Origin of the sequence: Paenalicyclobacillus cellulosilyticus (assembly GCF_014647315.1) — a bacterium.
Taxonomy (GTDB): domain Bacteria; phylum Bacillota; class Bacilli; order Alicyclobacillales; family Alicyclobacillaceae; genus Alicyclobacillus_J; species Alicyclobacillus_J cellulosilyticus.
Genome location: NZ_BMOY01000050.1, coordinates 1 through 14,592, shown reverse-complemented (window position 1 = coordinate 14,592; position 14,592 = coordinate 1). Strand labels below are relative to the sequence as shown.

General features: G+C 67.4%; 17 protein-coding genes and 2 pseudogenes. 4 read left to right on the top strand and 15 right to left on the bottom strand.

The features are described 5' to 3' along the window. A partial coding sequence (gene metG, locus IEX97_RS11865) for a methionine--tRNA ligase (RefSeq protein ID WP_188883272.1) occupies window positions 1–1,649 on the bottom strand: 1,649 nt, incomplete at its 3' end. Between the two features lie 267 nt (window positions 1,650–1,916). Here metG and IEX97_RS11860 point away from each other — a divergent pair. Together IEX97_RS11860 and IEX97_RS11855 are read left to right on the top strand one after the other, a co-directional pair. Then, window positions 1,917–2,156: an AbrB/MazE/SpoVT family DNA-binding domain-containing protein gene (locus IEX97_RS11860; RefSeq protein ID WP_026962249.1), complete on the top strand. Its 240-nt coding sequence runs from the start codon at window positions 1,917–1,919 to the stop codon at window positions 2,154–2,156. 21 nt (window positions 2,157–2,177) lie between these two features. Next, window positions 2,178–2,351: a hypothetical protein gene (locus IEX97_RS11855; protein WP_188883270.1), complete on the top strand. Its 174-nt coding sequence runs from the start codon at window positions 2,178–2,180 to the stop codon at window positions 2,349–2,351. Here the strand turns inward: IEX97_RS11855 and rsmI are convergent. The 7 genes and pseudogenes from rsmI to IEX97_RS11820 all read right to left on the bottom strand — a co-directional run bounded on the left by rsmI (window position 2,315) and on the right by IEX97_RS11820 (window position 7,842). After that, window positions 2,315–3,259, bottom strand: coding sequence for a 16S rRNA (cytidine(1402)-2'-O)-methyltransferase (gene rsmI / locus IEX97_RS11850; protein WP_188883268.1), 945 nt, complete (start codon window positions 3,257–3,259; stop codon window positions 2,315–2,317). The genes IEX97_RS11855 and rsmI overlap by 37 nt on opposite strands. Window positions 3,260–3,339: 80 nt before the next feature. Continuing rightward, window positions 3,340–3,636 carry an initiation-control protein YabA gene (locus tag IEX97_RS11845; RefSeq protein ID WP_188883266.1) on the bottom strand — a complete coding sequence of 99 codons (297 nt, stop codon included), beginning with the start codon at window positions 3,634–3,636 and terminating at the stop codon, window positions 3,340–3,342. A gap of 48 nt (window positions 3,637–3,684) precedes the next feature. Further along, window positions 3,685–4,323 (bottom strand): annotated as a pseudogene (locus tag IEX97_RS11840) (PSP1 domain-containing protein); the annotation flags it as partial. Window positions 4,324–4,337: 14 nt separating this feature from the next. Further along, window positions 4,338–5,315 carry a DNA polymerase III subunit gene (locus IEX97_RS11835; protein ID WP_188883262.1) on the bottom strand — a complete coding sequence of 326 codons (978 nt, stop codon included), beginning with the start codon at window positions 5,313–5,315 and terminating at the stop codon, window positions 4,338–4,340. 8 nt (window positions 5,316–5,323) lie between these two features. Further along, the gene (locus IEX97_RS11830) at window positions 5,324–5,653 is read right to left on the bottom strand and encodes a cyclic-di-AMP receptor (RefSeq protein ID WP_188883261.1); all 330 of its coding nucleotides are present in this window, start codon (window positions 5,651–5,653) and stop codon (window positions 5,324–5,326) included. A 32-nt stretch (window positions 5,654–5,685) separates the two neighbouring features. Further along, window positions 5,686–6,321 carry a dTMP kinase gene (gene tmk, locus IEX97_RS11825; protein ID WP_188883259.1) on the bottom strand — a complete coding sequence of 212 codons (636 nt, stop codon included), beginning with the start codon at window positions 6,319–6,321 and terminating at the stop codon, window positions 5,686–5,688. A 54-nt stretch (window positions 6,322–6,375) separates the two neighbouring features. Then, complete coding sequence (locus IEX97_RS11820) at window positions 6,376–7,842, bottom strand: aminotransferase class I/II-fold pyridoxal phosphate-dependent enzyme (RefSeq protein ID WP_188883257.1); 1,467 nt, start codon at window positions 7,840–7,842, stop codon at window positions 6,376–6,378. Between the two features lie 235 nt (window positions 7,843–8,077). Between IEX97_RS11820 and IEX97_RS11815 the strand changes: the two genes are divergently transcribed. Continuing rightward, window positions 8,078–9,454 carry an NAD-dependent malic enzyme gene (locus IEX97_RS11815; RefSeq protein WP_188883274.1) on the top strand — a complete coding sequence of 459 codons (1,377 nt, stop codon included), beginning with the start codon at window positions 8,078–8,080 and terminating at the stop codon, window positions 9,452–9,454. Between the two features lie 15 nt (window positions 9,455–9,469). Here the strand turns inward: IEX97_RS11815 and IEX97_RS11810 are convergent, their stop codons facing one another. Together IEX97_RS11810 and IEX97_RS11805 are read right to left on the bottom strand one after the other, a co-directional pair. Further along, window positions 9,470–9,682 (bottom strand): sigma factor G inhibitor Gin, encoded by a 213-nt coding sequence (locus IEX97_RS11810; protein ID WP_188883256.1) that lies wholly within the window; start codon window positions 9,680–9,682, stop codon window positions 9,470–9,472. A gap of 104 nt (window positions 9,683–9,786) precedes the next feature. Continuing rightward, window positions 9,787–10,392, bottom strand: coding sequence for a manganese efflux pump (locus IEX97_RS11805; protein WP_229776869.1), 606 nt, complete (start codon window positions 10,390–10,392; stop codon window positions 9,787–9,789). A 177-nt stretch (window positions 10,393–10,569) separates the two neighbouring features. Here IEX97_RS11805 and IEX97_RS11800 point away from each other — a divergent pair, with 177 nt between their 5' ends. Continuing rightward, entirely contained in the window at window positions 10,570–12,225 is a 1,656-nt protein-coding gene (locus IEX97_RS11800; protein WP_229776868.1) for a putative polysaccharide biosynthesis protein, read from the top strand. Between the two features lie 22 nt (window positions 12,226–12,247). Here the strand turns inward: IEX97_RS11800 and IEX97_RS11795 are convergent, their stop codons facing one another. From IEX97_RS11795 to IEX97_RS11775, 5 genes and pseudogenes are all read right to left on the bottom strand, one after another. Next, a complete protein-coding gene (locus tag IEX97_RS11795) occupies window positions 12,248–12,520 on the bottom strand; it encodes a pro-sigmaK processing inhibitor BofA family protein (RefSeq protein ID WP_188883253.1) in 273 nt (90 codons plus the stop codon). Between the two features lie 44 nt (window positions 12,521–12,564). After that, a complete protein-coding gene (locus IEX97_RS11790; protein ID WP_188883251.1) occupies window positions 12,565–12,861 on the bottom strand; it encodes a YaaL family protein in 297 nt (98 codons plus the stop codon). 146 nt (window positions 12,862–13,007) lie between these two features. Continuing rightward, complete coding sequence (gene recR, locus IEX97_RS11785) at window positions 13,008–13,607, bottom strand: recombination mediator RecR (RefSeq protein ID WP_188883250.1); 600 nt, start codon at window positions 13,605–13,607, stop codon at window positions 13,008–13,010. Window positions 13,608–13,623: 16 nt separating this feature from the next. Then, on the bottom strand, window positions 13,624–13,935 hold the full coding sequence (locus tag IEX97_RS11780) for a YbaB/EbfC family nucleoid-associated protein (RefSeq protein ID WP_188883249.1): 312 nt from the start codon (window positions 13,933–13,935) through the stop codon (window positions 13,624–13,626). Window positions 13,936–13,941: 6 nt separating this feature from the next. Further along, a pseudogene (locus tag IEX97_RS11775) lies at window positions 13,942–14,592 on the bottom strand (DNA polymerase III subunit gamma/tau); the annotation flags it as partial.

Below are 14,592 nucleotides of genomic sequence, written 5' to 3'. Positions count from 1 at the left end.
GCTCCACCCGCCCCTCCTCGACGCGGTCCCCTTGAATGACGTAAAGCAGGCTGTCGCGGTGCACCGGCACGCTGGCTGGTGAGCGCGTCGAGCGCCGCAATCTCCGCCGCCACGTCGAGCCGCGGGAACAGCGGTTCGCCTGTGGCGACCGGCGTCCCTGCCGCCGCGCGCCCGAAGGGCCTGAGGCTCTCCCAGGTTTGCAATTCCGGCGCGACGCCGTACTGGGCAAAGATCCGCGCCGCCGTGCGCGGCAAAAACGGGCTGATGAGCACGGCGATGACCCGGATGACCTCGCAGAGGGTATACATCACCGTATGAAGCCGCGCAAATTCGCCGTTCTTGTGCAGTGCCCACGGCGCCGTCTCATCGATGTATTTGTTCGCCCGCCCGACGAGTTTCCAGACGGCGGCGAGCGCCACCGAAAACTGCAGGTCGTCCATCGCCGCCGCCATCTCGTCGACGACCGCGGCCGCGAGCTCAGCCAGCTCTGCCTCGCCGGCCGCCGCCGGCCCGGGTGCCGGCACCCGGCCGCCGGCAAACCGGTGCAACATCGCCGCCGTCCGGTGGACGAGGTTGCCGAGGTCGTTGGCGAGATCGAAATTCATGCGCTCGACGAGCCCTTCCGGCGTGAACACCCCGTCCTGGCCGAACGGGATCTCGCGCAACAAGAAGTAGCGAATGGCGTCGCTGCCGTAGCGCGCGATGAGCAGCTTGGGATCGATCACGTTGCCCTTCGACTTGCTCATCTTCCCGTCCTTCATCATGAAGAAGCCGTGGGCGTACACCTGTTTCGGCAACGGCAAGCCCAGGGCCATCAGGAAGATGGGCCAGTAGATGACGTGGAAGCGGACGATGTCCTTGCCCACCAGGTGGAGGTCGGCCGGCCAGTAGCGCTCGAACTTCGCGCGTTGCGCCGGATCGTCCGATCCGTAGCCGATGGCGGTGATGTAGTTGGTGAGCGCGTCGAGCCAGACGTACACGACGTGCTTCGGATCGCGCGGGACGTGGATGCCCCAGTCAAACGCCGTGCGCGAGACGCACAAATCCTGCAGGCCCGGCTTGATGAAGTTGTTGATCATCTCGTTCTTGCGCGACTCGGGCTGGATGAACGACGGGTTCTCCTCATAATACTTGAGCAACCTGTCCACGTACTTCTGCATCCGGAAGAAGTACGACGGCTCCTTGACGTACTTCACCGCGCGCCCGCAGTCCGGGCACTTGCCGTCCACCAGCTCCCGCTCCTGCCAGAACGACTCGCACGGCGTGCAATACCAACCCTCATACGTCCCCAGGTAGATGTCGCCTTGATCGATGAGCCGTTCAAATAGCTGGGCCACGACCTTCGTGTGGCGCGGCTCGGTCGTGCGGATGAAGTCGTCGTACGAGATGTCGAGTCGGTCCCAGAGGTCCTTGATCCACGCGACGATCTCGTCGAGGAACTCGAGCACGGGCTTGCCCGCCTCCTGCGCCCGGGCCTGGATCTTCTGGCCGTGCTCGTCGGTCCCGGTCAGAAACATCACGTCAAAACCCCGCAGCCGCTTGTAGCGCGCCAGCGCGTCCGCCGCGACGGTGGTGTATGCGTGTCCGATGTGCAGTTTGTCGTTCGGATAGTAAATCGGCGTGGTGATGTAAAACGTGTCTCGCGCCATGCCCTCGTCCTCCCATTGCCGCCGCAAGCGGAGTTGCGATACGGGCCTCTCGAACCCATTATAGCCGCTTTCTGGTCGGGTACAATCGAAGTTCACAGCGAATTCCTATTGCAAAATCCCAGCGCTGCGGTATAGTTAAATCAATTCAAGTATTTGCTTGTGATGATAGAGGTTCCCTAGAACGCCAGTGAAAGCGGGATCACTTTAGTTCTTTAACATCCTTAACTTACATTTTTGGAGAACATTGCATCCCAGGAGGGAACAACCATGAAGTCCACAGGCATCGTCCGTAAAGTCGATGAGTTGGGGCGGGTCGTCATCCCGATTGAACTGCGCCGGACACTGGGGATTGCGGAGAAGGACGCCTTGGAAATCTACGTCGACGGAGACCGCATCATCCTGAAGAAATATGAGCCGGCGTGCATCTTCTGCGGCCAGGCGGACGAGATCATCCACTTCAAGGGCAAGAACATCTGTCCGTCCTGCATCGCGGAGATGAGCTCCTGACGCCAAGCGAAGAGGAACCTCGTGCGCAGATCCCGCGCTGAACGCGGCGGCGGCTGCCGGGCGAGAGCGGCGGCCCGCGAGCCGCTTTTGTTTTTCCCGGCCGCGTTTCTTGGCCGCTTTTCCTGGTGTGCCCGGCGCGCCGGGCCGCCGGCACGCCGCTACGGCGCGGGGGCTTGGGGCAAGGTCGCCTGGTAGAGCGGTTTGCGGCGGACACCCGTCTCCGCCGCCACCTGGCGCACCGCCTCGGCATGGGAGAGGCCGGCCGCCATCCGCTGGCGCACCAAGGCTGCCGCATGCGCGAGCGGATCGCCCGTTGCGTTCGATGTACCTGCGAAGCTCGCGGCCCCCGCGGCACCGGATACGCCCGCTGCCCCCGCTGCGCCGGCCGCCGCCCCCGGTGCAGGCGGCCCGACCAACAGGACGTACTCGCCGCGCGGCGGATCCCCCTCCAGATACGCCAGCACCTCGGCCGGCGTGCCCGAGATGAACGTCTCGTGCACCTTGGTCAATTCTTTGGCAAGGACGACCTCCCGCGCCGGCCACACCTCGGCGAGGCAGCGCAGCGTCCGCGGCAAGCGGTGCGGCGACTCGTAAAACACGAGCGTCGCCGGGAGGGCGTCGAGGCGCGCGAACACCTGGCGCAACGCCGCCAACTCGCGCGGCAGGAAGCCGTAGAACAAAAACGGCTGCACCGGCAGGCCGCTCGCCACGAGCGCCGCCAAGACCGCGCTCGGACCGGGGATGGGGATGACCGGGACACCGTGGGCGACGGCTGCCGCCACCGCGCCGGCGCCGGGATCGGAGACGCCGGGCGTCCCTGCGTCACAGACGAGCGCAATCCGCTTGCCTTCCTGCCACCAGCGCACGAACTCGGCGGTGCGCAGCGCTTGGTTGTGCTCGTGGTAGCTGACGAGGCGCGGACCGCGGATGTCGTGCCGTTGCATCAACTTCAGCGCCTGACGGGTGTCCTCCGCGGCGATGATGTCCGCCTGGCGCAGCGTGGACAACAGCCGGAACGAACAGTCCTCAAGATTGCCGATGGGCGTGCTGCACACGTAAAGACACGGCCCGCCCGCCGTGCTGCGGCGGATGCGCAACACCATTTCCCCCTCCCCGCTGCGGATGTATGCCCCGAAAAGCAAAAAAGCCGCAGAACCTTCCCGGTCCCGCGGTCATCCGGACCTCACTTGTTCAAAAACGACATGCAGAAAAGGCACTCCCCTTCGGTGCGCAGGCTGCCGTACTTCAGATTGCAGATGTGGAACCCTTCGTCGTAGATCCGCCGCAGGTTCTCCCTGCCGGAACTCAACACGTCGTCGTGGGTGACGGCGTTGCGCCACCGCTCGTTTTCCTGCGACAGCCGCTGGTTCTCCTCGAGCAATTCGACAATCTTCTGTTTCAAGGCCCCGAGCTCCACGTACAGCTCGCCGATCCGCTCCTCCAGGTTCGCGACCTGCACAAACAGCGACTGCTTATCCATGTCCGCTCGCCTCGCGGGAAGTGATGGTTACAGCGCGATCCCCTGCTCCTGATAGCTGTCGTTCTCGAACTTGAGACAGCACATCAACCGCCCGCACAATCCGGAGATCTTCGCCGGGTTGAGCGACAGACTCTGGTCCTTTGCCATGCGGATGGAGACCGGATCGAACTCACCCATCCAGGTGCTGCAGCAGAGCAGACGGCCGCATGGGCCGATGCCGCCGAGGATCTTCGCCTCGTCGCGGACGCCAATCTGCCGCAGCTCGATGCGGACGCGGAACACCGATGCCAGATCCCGCACCAGCTCGCGGAAGTCGACTCTGCCTTCCGCCGTGAAATAGAAGATGAGCTTGTTGCGGTCGAACGTGTATTCCGCGTCGACCAACTTCATCTCCAGCTTGTGTTGCTTGACCTTCTCGCGGAAGATGCCCATGGCCCGCTTGGCCAACTGCTTGTTGTGCTGCACCACTTCCGCGTCCTTGCTGTCCGCGACGCGGATGATCTCCTTGAGCGGCAGGACGACGTCCTGCTCGGAAACTTCCTTGCGCCCCACGACCACCTGGCCGTACTCAATCCCGCGCGCGGTCTCGACGATGACGTAATCGTTGCGCTCGACCGGCCAACGGCCAGGGTCAAAGTAGTATATCTTTCCCGCCGGTTTGAAGCGGACGCCGACCACTTGATACATAGGAATGACCTCCGTCACCGAGGTTGTCCGGGCGTGTCCGCCGTGCCGGATGGGCCTCCTTTCCGGACTTGAAACAAGCGAACGCACAACTGCTCGGCGTTGAGTGCCGCAGCGACGTGCGACTGCAGGCGTGCCCGGGCGTCTGTCACCAAGGCGATGTACGCGGCCAACTCCTCCGGCTCCGCATACGCCGCTTGGCGCGCCAAGTCCTCCCCGTGCTCCGCGAAGCGAATATACCGTGCATCCCCCACCCGCCAGTGGAGGATATCGCGCAACCAGAGCGCCAAGAGATGCAAGGCGTCCGCCGGGTCCGCGCCGGCTGTCGCCTGCAGCCACGCCTCCGCGAGCGCCAGGCTCGGCAGGGCGCGCTGCAACAGCATCTCCGTCCATTGTATCACCGCCGGTAAGAGGGCTGCAAACCCGCTGTCCCGGCCCTCCGCGGCGGCGGAGGCCAGCGCCACCTGGTCTTCCCACGGCCGCGCATCCCCTGCGGCGCCGAGGCGGTAGACCTGGCAACGGGAGACAATGGTCGGCAGCACGCGCGGCAGTTGCCTGGCTGTCAACAGCGCCACCGCCTCCCCCGGCGGCTCCTCCAAGGTCTTGAGCAGCCGGTTGGCCGCCACCGGCGTCGCCCGGTCGATCCCCCGCACGGCGTACACCGTGCGCGATCCGCTGTGCGCCCGCAGCGCGAGCCGCGCTTGCAGGGACTCGACCTCGGCGGTCTTGAGCGAGGCCTCGGCGTCGGCATCGATCACATGGTAGTCCGGGTGCGCGCCGCGCTCCATCTTCTTGCATGCGTCGCACGTCCCGCAAGGCACCGGATCGCCCTGGCACAGGATCATTTTAGCCAAAAATTCTGTTAAATCTCGCGTGACCTCCGGCTGCCCGACGAAGAGCAACGCGTGGGGTAACTGACCGCGGCGCAAGACTTCATACAGCGGAGCCAGATGATCCGCATGGTGGGGCCATTCGTGAAATGCGCGCAGTGTCATGGAGGACCTCAGAACTGCTCGAACTGCTCGATGTCGAGGACGAACACCGTGGCACCGCCGACCTGCACCGTGACGGGGTACGGCACGTACGATTCCAACTGGTTGCCCATCGGCGACATCGGCGTGACGACCTGTTCCCGGGAGCGGCAGCTGTTGCGGATGATGTCCAGCACCTCCGGCACCCGCTCGTCCTGGGTGCCAATCATGAATGTGGTGTTGCCGGCGTGCAAAAATCCGCCCGTCGTCGCCAGCTTCGTCGCTCGCACCCCGTTTTTTACCAAATTCTGCGCCAAGCGCCCGCTGTCCTTGTCTTGCACAACCGCGATGATGAGTTTCACGCACGTCACCTCCTGGAGGGCCGCGCTGCCGGTCAACCGGTACCGCCCTTGCGTAAGCAATTCACCACAACCGCCCAGATCTCCTGCTCGACCGCGTCCGCCGGCAACCGGCCGTCGAGCACGCGAATCCGCCCCGGTTCCGCAGCCGCCAAGCGCAAAAACGACTCTCGCACACGGTAAAAGTAGGCGCTGTCTCGCTGTTCAATCCGGTCCAAGCCCTGGCCGGCGCGGGACGCGCGCACCCGGCGCCGGCTTTCCTCGACCGGCACGTCGAGCAGGAAGGTGAGATCCGGGCGCAGACCGCCGGTCGCCAGGCGGTTGACGGCCGCCACCGCTTCCTCGCCCACGCCGAGACCGGCTCCCTGATACGCGATGGACGCGTCGACGAACCGGTCGCAGAGGACGATGGCCCCCGTCCTGAGTGCCGGTCGAATCACCTGGCGCACCAGCTGCGCCCGCGAGGCGGCGTACAGCAATACCTCCGTCTCGGGCGCCATGTCCCGGTGCTCCGGGTGCAGGAGCAGGGCGCGCAACTGGTCTCCGATGGGCGTGCCGCCCGGCTCCCGCGTGGCGACGACCGTCCACCCGGCCGCCGCGAGCTTCCGGCGCAGCCGCTCGGCCTGCGTCGTCTTCCCTGCGCCGTCCAAGCCTTCAAACGTGATGAACATCCCCCGTCTCCTTCCCGTGTCACCTGAAACACCCCGCCCGCGGCGGTCTGTCGCTTACGCCAGCACCCAGGCGCATCCATCCGCGAGGCCGTGCAGGGCCAGCCCCATGTCCGCCAGGGCGGCGATGGCCTCACAGAGCGCCGGGCTGAACCGTTGCCCCGGCCAGATGACCGGCACCCCCGGCGGATACGGCGTCACCGGCTGGGCGCACACCCTGCCCGCCGCGGCCCGCACCGGCACCCGCGTGCGCGGGCGATGGAACGCTTGGCGCGGCGGCAGGGCGAACGGCGCCGCCAGGTTGGCGAACAACTCGTCCCACCAGGCGGACGGGAGGTCATCGCCGGCGCCGCGCATCCCCCATGCCGCCGCCCACGCCCGCCAGACCTCCAGATAGCGGGCGACGTCAGCCTCCCGCGCACCGAGGCCGAAGATGCTGAGCACGCCGAGGGCATCCCCGTATTCCGGCACCACCCCCGCCGCCGCCAGCCGCCGCTGCAAATCCGCACCCGCCGCCCGCGACGGCACCGGCTGCCAGTGGCGGAGCGGATCGCGCCGGATGCCGGGAGGAAGCCCGGCGTCGACGGGACCCGCCTCGGCCCAGAAGGCAGCCACCGCCGTCAGGGCGCGCGCGGCGGTGCTTGCCCCGTCGGTGCGCAACCACGCCTGCACCGCGTCGATAGAGGCGAGCAACAAATAAGAAGGGCTGGTCGTCTGCAGCAGACGCAGCATCTCCGCCACCCGCTCCGGCGCCACGCGCGGCCCCTGGCAGTGCACCCACGCCGTCTGCGTCAGGCCGGGGAGGAGCTTGTGCACGCTCTGCACCACCACGTCCGCACCGGCGGCGACGCTGTGCGGCGGCAGACCGGGTGCGAGACCCAGGTGCGCCCCGTGCGCCTCATCGACGAGCAAGGGTTTCCCCGCCGCGTGCACCACCTGCGCGATCTCGCCGACCGGCGCCACCCAACCTTGATAGGTGGGCGAGGTGAGGAACACGGCGGCCGTGTCCGGATGGGCTGCGAGCGCCGCGGCCGCGTCGTCAGCGGTCGGCGGCAGGACACTGCGCAGCGCCGGGCTGTAACGGGGCGGCCAGAAGGCCGGGACGGCGCCTGACCACAGCACACCTCGCCAGGCGCTCTGGTGGCACGGGTTGAGAAAGAGCACCTTCCCGCCCTCCGGGACGGCGGCCATCAGCGCAGCCATGACGCCGGCGGTCGATCCGTTGACGCTGTACCAGCACGCTTCCGATCCGTACCACGCTGCGGCCAGGGCCTGGGAGGCGGCAATGCAGCCGTCCGGCTGTTGCAGGTCATCGAGGCCGGGCAGTTCGGTAAGATCGAGCTTTGCCGCCTGGCCGAGCCACAGGGCGAGCGGTGCAGGCAACAGCCGCCCCTGGCGGTGACCCGGGACGTGGAGCGGGCAGACCGCCGCCTGGACGTGGCGGATGAGCGCGTCGAGAATCGGCGTGCTTGCGCCGGGCGTCCTGTCCTCGGGTGTCCATGCACCGGGCGTCTTTGCCCCCATCCCTTGCGCCGCCTCCGTCTCTTGATCCGCGTATGTCCGCGCGCGTCGACACGTACAGTATAGCGCAGACGACGATTTTTCCCAGGGCCGCGCCTTGTGCACGTCCTCGGCGAGGACGGGCCGGACAGGCACGAGCAGCGAGGACGGGCCGGAATGCGCCTGACGAGCCAAGCGGGCCACAGGAGGTGCGCGCGTGATAACCGGAGGCGGATTTTCCATCATCGTACGCCTGGAGATGGCAGCCGGGACTGGGTTCAGCCAGGTGGCAGCGGCGATCGCGGACGCGGGCGGCGACATCGTCGCCCTCGACACGGTGCACGTCGGCCGGCACGCCGTGCTGCGCGACATCACGGTCAATCTCCGCCGCGAGGAAGACGGCGAGCAGGTGCTCGCGGCGCTGCGGAACCATCCTGGCGTGCGGGTCGTGCACGTGTCCGACCGGACGTTCCTCGTCCACTTGGGCGGCAAGATTGAGGTCCAGGCCAAAACCCCCGTCAAAAACCGGGACGACCTTTCCCGCGTGTATACCCCTGGGGTGGCGCGGGTGTGCCTCGCCATCCGCGACGACCCGGCGAAGGCGTTTCAACTGACCATCAAGCGCAACACGGTGGCGGTGGTCACGGACGGCACGGCGGTGCTCGGCCTTGGCGACATCGGCCCGGAGGCGGCGTTGCCGGTCATGGAGGGGAAGGCGATGCTGTTCAAACAGTTCGCGGACGTCGATGCGTTCCCCATCTGCCTCGCCACCCGGGATCCGGACGAGATTGTGCGCACGGTCAAAGCCATCGCGCCGGCGTTCGGCGGCATCAATCTCGAGGACATCAGCGCACCCCGCTGCTTCGAGATTGAAACGCGGCTCAAGGCGGAGCTCGACATCCCGGTCTTTCACGACGACCAGCACGGGACCGCGGTGGTGATGCTCGCCGGCCTCCTCAACGCGGTGCGACTGGTCGGCAAGCGGTTGACGGACCTCAAGGTGGTGGTGTGCGGCATCGGCGCAGCCGGCGTGGCGTGCACCAAGATCCTCCTCGCGGCCGGCGTGCAACACATCACCGGCGTCGACCGCCCCGGCATCCTCCACCCGGAAGCGGCGTATGACAACCCCGTGTGGCGTTGGTACGCGGCGCACACGAATCCGGAGCGGCGCCAAGGCGGCTTGGCCGAGGCGTTGGACGGCGCGGACGTGTTCATCGGCGTGTCGGGGCCGGGCGTGCTTCGCGTCGAGCACATTCAGCGCATGGCGCGCGATCCGATTGTCTTCGCGATGGCCAACCCGACGCCGGAGATCCCGCCGGAAGAAGCGGAGCCGTACGTCCGCATCCTCGCCACCGGGCGCTCGGATTATCCGAACCAAATCAACAACGTCCTGTGCTTTCCTGGGATGTTCCGCGGCGCCCTCGACGCCAGGGCGCGGGAGATCAACGAGGAGATGAAACTGGCGGCGGCGCGCGCCATCGCCTCGTGCGTCGGCGAGGACGAGCTGAACGAACAGTACATCGTGCCGAGCGTCTTCAATCAGCGCGTGGTGAAGGCGGTCAGCCGCGCGGTGGCGGAAGCGGCGTATCAGACCGGCGTGGCCCGCCGCGACGCCCCGCACGTCCTGCGCGACTGAAGACCCCGCGCGCGTTCACCGCGGCGCCCAGATTTGGCGCAGGCGTTCCACAAAAAAGGCGTAGCGGGCGTCGGACACGTCGGTCATCACCATCTCCCGCTCGCATGCGGTGCAGATGAACGCACCACACACCGTGATCCCGTCCGTCCGGGCCTCGCCGCACACGATGCAGTTGGCCGGCCGGACGGGTGCGGCCGGCGGGCACACGGGTTGTCCTTGGCTTGCCATCGTCGGATTGCCTCCATCCACCTCGGCGCGTCTGCCAACTTGTTGCCTGTCCAAAGGTCTCGCTTCTAGTATGGCTGTCGGCGCAGCTTCGTAAACCTGCGAGATCACCACAACTGGTGCAGCCCGATGAGAATGAGCAAAGTGCCGGCCGCCACCGTCGCCCGGTCGCCGAACGCCTTGGCGGCAAAGCGGCGGCCAAGGTAAGCGCTCATCCCAAGCAGCACGTAGCTCGCCGCGGCGACCGCCACCGCCGTCCAGGCGATGTCGATGCGGACCACACCCGCGTCAAAACCGCCGACCAAGGCGTTCATGGCCAACGCCAAACCCAGCACCGTCGCCTCACCGAGGCTGATGGTCTGCGAGCGGTCGAAGTCGGCGGCGAGCGGATCGCGCAGGATACGGGAGACCACATTGTGCGGCGTCCGGCCCCGGCGCGCCCGTTCCCGCCACGGGGCGGTGAGGACCCACACCCCCACCGCCATCAAGGCCGCGGCACCCAACCACGCCGCCAGATGCGGGGGAAGCACGCGGGTGATGACCCGCCCAATCCAGCCGGAGAGGAGCGTCGCCAGACCAGAGATGACGGCGATGATGAGGTTGGCCCACCAGGAGATGCCCATGCCCCGCACCCCGTAGGCAATTCCTACGCCCGCGTTGTCCAGGTTGGACGCAAGCGCGATGGCGAGGATGGTCACCAGACTCTGCCCCACACGGCGCCACCTCCCGTACATTCCCTACACCTTATGTGCCGGGGCTCGTCGCTGTTTCAGCCGGCGCGCCGCCCGGCCGGTGCTGCCCGGCCTGCGGCCCGCATGCCCGCCGCTTGGGGGCCGGCCGCAGGCCGGCGAGGGAGGGGCTTGTGTTAGAATGGAGGCGGCTCAACGGAAGTGGAGGGATCCCGCACGCGTTCGTCCAATCTCACCCGCGGCGCCTCCATCATGGTCGCCTGCGTGACCATCGCCAAACTGCTCGGGTTGATCTACATCTTCCCGCTCACCCGCCTCATCGGCGATGCGGGCATCGGCATCTACGCGAACGCCTACAACCTGTACGCCATCCTGCTCACCCTCTCCACGGCCGGCTTCCCGACCGCCATGGGCAAGGTCATCGCGGAGCGTTTGGCCCTGCGCCAATACCGCGAAGTGGAAGAGGTGTACCGCACCACCCTGCGCACCGTGTTCTGTCTGGGGGCGGCGTTGTTCGTCGTGATGTGGTTCGGGGCGCCTGTCTACAGCCGCCTGGTGGCGCTGAAGGCACCCGGAGCGTCGGCGCAATCCCTGGTGTGGTCGGTGCGGGCGGTGGCGCCGTGCCTGCTGTTGGTGCCGGTGATGAGCGCCCTGCGCGGGTACCTGCAGGGGTTCCAGCGGCTCGAACCGTCCGCCTACTCGCAGGCCATCGAACAGCTTGTCCGCGTCGTGGCCATTGTCGCCGGAGCTGCCTGGATCATGCAGCGGACGCACGGGAATGTGGCCGCGGGCGCCGCGGCCGCGACGTTTGGCGCCGTGGCCGGCGCGGCGGCCGGGCTCTTGTGGTTGTGGGCGGCGGTGTGGCCGCTGCGCCGCGAGTTCAAGCACCGCATGCTGCGATCCCGCTTCCGTCCGCGCCGCCGCTCCGGCGCGTTCCGCGCGCTCGCCGCCGTCGCGCTGCCGGTGAGCCTCGGGGCGCTGGTCGTCCCCTTCTCCGGCGTGGTCGATTCACTGACGGTGCAGAACCTGTTGCTGTGGGGCGGCGCGAGCCTGACGGAGGCCGAAGCCCGGTACGGCGTGCTCTCGCGCCAAGCGTTCCAGCTGATCCAGTTGCCGCTGGCGTTCGCCATGGCCGTCGGCGCCTCGGTCCTCCCTGCCATCGCCAGCGCCGTGGCCAGCCGCGACGGCGCCGCCGTCGCCCGGCACACCGCCGGGACGCTGCGTTCGATGTTTCTCATCACCGTACCGGTGGCGGCGGCGCTCTTGGTGCTGGCACAACCGCTGGATCTGGTGCTGTTCGGCAAGACGGAGGGCGCACCCATCATCGCCAGTGTCTCGTTCATGGGCATCTTCAGCAGCCTGGAGCTCACATCCACCTACATGCTCCAGGGTCTCGGGCAGATGTACCGCCCGGTGCGCAACATGTTTCTCGGCATCTTCGTGAAACTTTTGCTCAACTTCGCCCTCATCATCCCGTTTGGGATCATGGGGGCTGCCGTGAGCAGCACGGTGGGATACCTCTTCTCCTCAACACTCAACGTCCTGGCGGTCAAAAAATACGGCCAGCTGCGCCTCTCTGTACTGCGCCTGGCTGGTCCGTTCATCGTGTCCGGGGTCATCCTGGCGGGCGTGATGGGAGGCGTGCGCGCCGGAGTGACGGCCGGGCTGGCCCGATTCGGCCATCCGGCCGGCCTGTGGGCGGCGGTGTGCGAACTGCTGGCCGCGCTCGCCACAGGGGGGGCGGTGTACCTGTTCACGGTCATCCGCATGCGCGCGGTGACCGCGGCGGAGCTGGCGCGGCTGCCTGCGGTGGGCGGACGGCTGTCGCGCCTCGCCGCGCGCTGGCAGGCGCGGTGATCACGACGCCGGGATGGGCATGTCACGCTGCGGGCAAGACCCAGGTGTGGAGGACCAGCATCGCCGCCCAGCCCGGCACCCCAAGCAAACCGGCGGTGAATACCGTCACCGGATTGAGCGGCAGGTGCAAATGGACGAACTGGCCCACCCAGTTCCCGCACAGGACGAGCAACGACCCAAGCGCGGCCGCCCGCACCGCCCGCCATATCACAGCACCCGGCGATACGCCGAGCTGCGCGAGGATGAACAGCGCCACCAGTCCGACCGCGCCCCAGAACAACCACTGGCCTGCCACTCAGCGCACCCCCGCACCGTGGACGGCGCTTGGCCGCCGCGCCGTCAATGGGTATCCGACCATCCGCTCCACACGCCCTCCACCGAGATGTTCAACCGCCGCGCCAGCTGAAATAAGTAGTTGAATTGCCGCTCCGCCGCCCCGAGGCGGAAGACGACGTGATCGATGAGCAGCGGCTCGGTGACGGTGTCGAACTGCCGTTGTGCGATCTCCATTTCCTGTTTCGAACGCCGGAGCGCCTCCAGCAAGGCCGCCACGTCGATCTCCGCAGCCCCGCCGGACGCACCGGCCTGGTCAGGTTGCCACATCCCCTCCACCGTGTGTCCTGGATACGCCAACATGACAAAACCTCCCCTTGCGTGGCTACTCCATCATAGACAAGCAAAGGGAGGTTTATGACCGTCCGCCCGCGCGGGCCATGTGCGGCTTTCGGCAGACGGATCCCGCACCTGCCGCGAACGCTTTCCCCGCCGCGCCGGCAGGCGCTTCACACGTGCCGCCGGCCTTCGAGCGCCTTGGCGAGGGTGACCTCATCCGCGTACTCCAGGTCCGCACCCACCGGCAGGCCGTGCGCGAGCCGCGTCACCGTGACCGGAAAGGGCTTGAGCAGGCGGGCGATGTACATCGCGGTGGCCTCGCCTTCGACATTCGGGTTGGTGGCGAGGATGACTTCGCGGATGTCCGAGTCGGCAATCCGCTGCAACAGCTGCCGAATGCGCAGGTCGTTGGGACCGACCCCGTCCATGGGCGAGATGGCGCCGTGCAGGACGTGATACATCCCGCGGTACTCGTGCGTTCGTTCCATCGCCATCACGTCTTTCGGGTCCTGGACGACGCAGAGAGTGTGCGTGTCGCGGGCGGGATCGCTGCAGATGGCGCACGGGCTGGCCTCCGTGATGTTGCAACAGACCGCGCATTCGGTGAGTTTCGTCTTCACGTCCGCGAGCGCGCGGGCGAACGCCGCCACCTCGTCCGCCGGCATGCCGAGGACGTGGAACGCCAGGCGAGCCGCCGTCTTCGGTCCGATGCCGGGCAGCTTCATGAAGTGTTCGATGAGGCGGCTGATGGGCTCAGGATACCCCCACATGCGCTGTGCCTCACACTCAGAACAGCCCGGGCAGGTTCAGGCCCCGCGTGTACTTGCTCAGTTCCTGGTTGGCCAGCTCATCCGCCTTCTGCAGCGCATCCCGCATCGCCGCCACAATCAGGTCCTGGAGCATCTCCACATCGTCCGGATCCACGACTTCTTTGGCGATCTCGACCGACTGCACCATCTTGTGCCCGTTGAGGACGACCTTCACGGCGCCGCCTCCCGCCGTCCCCTCGACCGTCCGCTGGCCCAAGGCTTCCTGGGCTTTGAGGAGCTCCTCCTGCATCTTCTTCGCTTGGCGCATCAACTGATTCATGTTCTTCATCCTGCGTCACTCTCCGTCCTCGACTTCGACCAAATCGGCGCCGAACAACGCCACCACCGCATCCACGAGATTGGGTTCGCGGCTCGCCGCGAGTTCGTCGCCCAGCGCGGCGCTCGCCTGCCGGGACAACTGCTCCCAGTCCGCCTGCAGGATGGCGAGCAACCGCAACGGCCGCCCCAGGACCGCCGCCAAAGCCGCCTCGACGACGGCGCGCGACTCCGGCTTCATCACCGCGTCGCGGTGAATGCGGCTCGCAAACGACAGCACGACTTCCTCCGGTGTGGCGAGCACCATCTCGCCCCCGATGAGCCAGGCGTGGGTCTGGATGCGCTCCGCCTTGACGCGCTGCATCACCTCGGGCCACGCCGCGCGGACCGCGGCGAGGGTCGCCTCATCCGCACGTTGGACGAGGTCGCGCAGCACCTCGAGTTTGCGCTGGGTACGGCTCGCCGTCTTGCCCGCCGCTGCGGGACGGTGCGCGCGGGCTGGATCGGCGGGCGCCGGCCCGGTCTGCTCCGAACCGGACTGCGGTGCCTGCACGTGCTCCGCCGGCGCCGGCCCGGTCTGCACCGCACCGGGCTGCGGGGGCGCGGTTGTAGGGGCTCGTCGCGAAGTCGCGGCCGCCCACCATCGCCCGGATGGCGCCGGTCTGCGGAT

Bases quoted from the DNA above. Each gene is read 5' to 3' on its own strand.
- IEX97_RS11860 (WP_026962249.1), top strand. From the start codon at position 1,917: ATGAAGTCCACAGGCATCGTCCGTAAAGTCGATGAGTTGGGGCGGGTC.
- IEX97_RS11780 (WP_188883249.1), bottom strand. From the start codon at position 13,935: ATGAAGAACATGAATCAGTTGATGCGCCAAGCGAAGAAGATGCAGGAG.
- IEX97_RS11810 (WP_188883256.1), bottom strand. From the start codon at position 9,682: ATGGCAAGCCAAGGACAACCCGTGTGCCCGCCGGCCGCACCCGTCCGG.
- IEX97_RS11815 (WP_188883274.1), top strand. From the start codon at position 8,078: ATGGCAGCCGGGACTGGGTTCAGCCAGGTGGCAGCGGCGATCGCGGAC.
- IEX97_RS11790 (WP_188883251.1), bottom strand. From the start codon at position 12,861: ATGTTGGCGTATCCAGGACACACGGTGGAGGGGATGTGGCAACCTGAC.
- IEX97_RS11820 (WP_188883257.1), bottom strand. From the start codon at position 7,842: ATGGGGGCAAAGACGCCCGGTGCATGGACACCCGAGGACAGGACGCCC.
- tmk (WP_188883259.1), bottom strand. From the start codon at position 6,321: ATGTTCATCACGTTTGAAGGCTTGGACGGCGCAGGGAAGACGACGCAG.
- IEX97_RS11845 (WP_188883266.1), bottom strand. From the start codon at position 3,636: ATGGATAAGCAGTCGCTGTTTGTGCAGGTCGCGAACCTGGAGGAGCGG.
- IEX97_RS11835 (WP_188883262.1), bottom strand. From the start codon at position 5,315: ATGACACTGCGCGCATTTCACGAATGGCCCCACCATGCGGATCATCTG.
- recR (WP_188883250.1), bottom strand. From the start codon at position 13,607: ATGTGGGGGTATCCTGAGCCCATCAGCCGCCTCATCGAACACTTCATG.
- rsmI (WP_188883268.1), bottom strand. From the start codon at position 3,259: ATGGTGTTGCGCATCCGCCGCAGCACGGCGGGCGGGCCGTGTCTTTAC.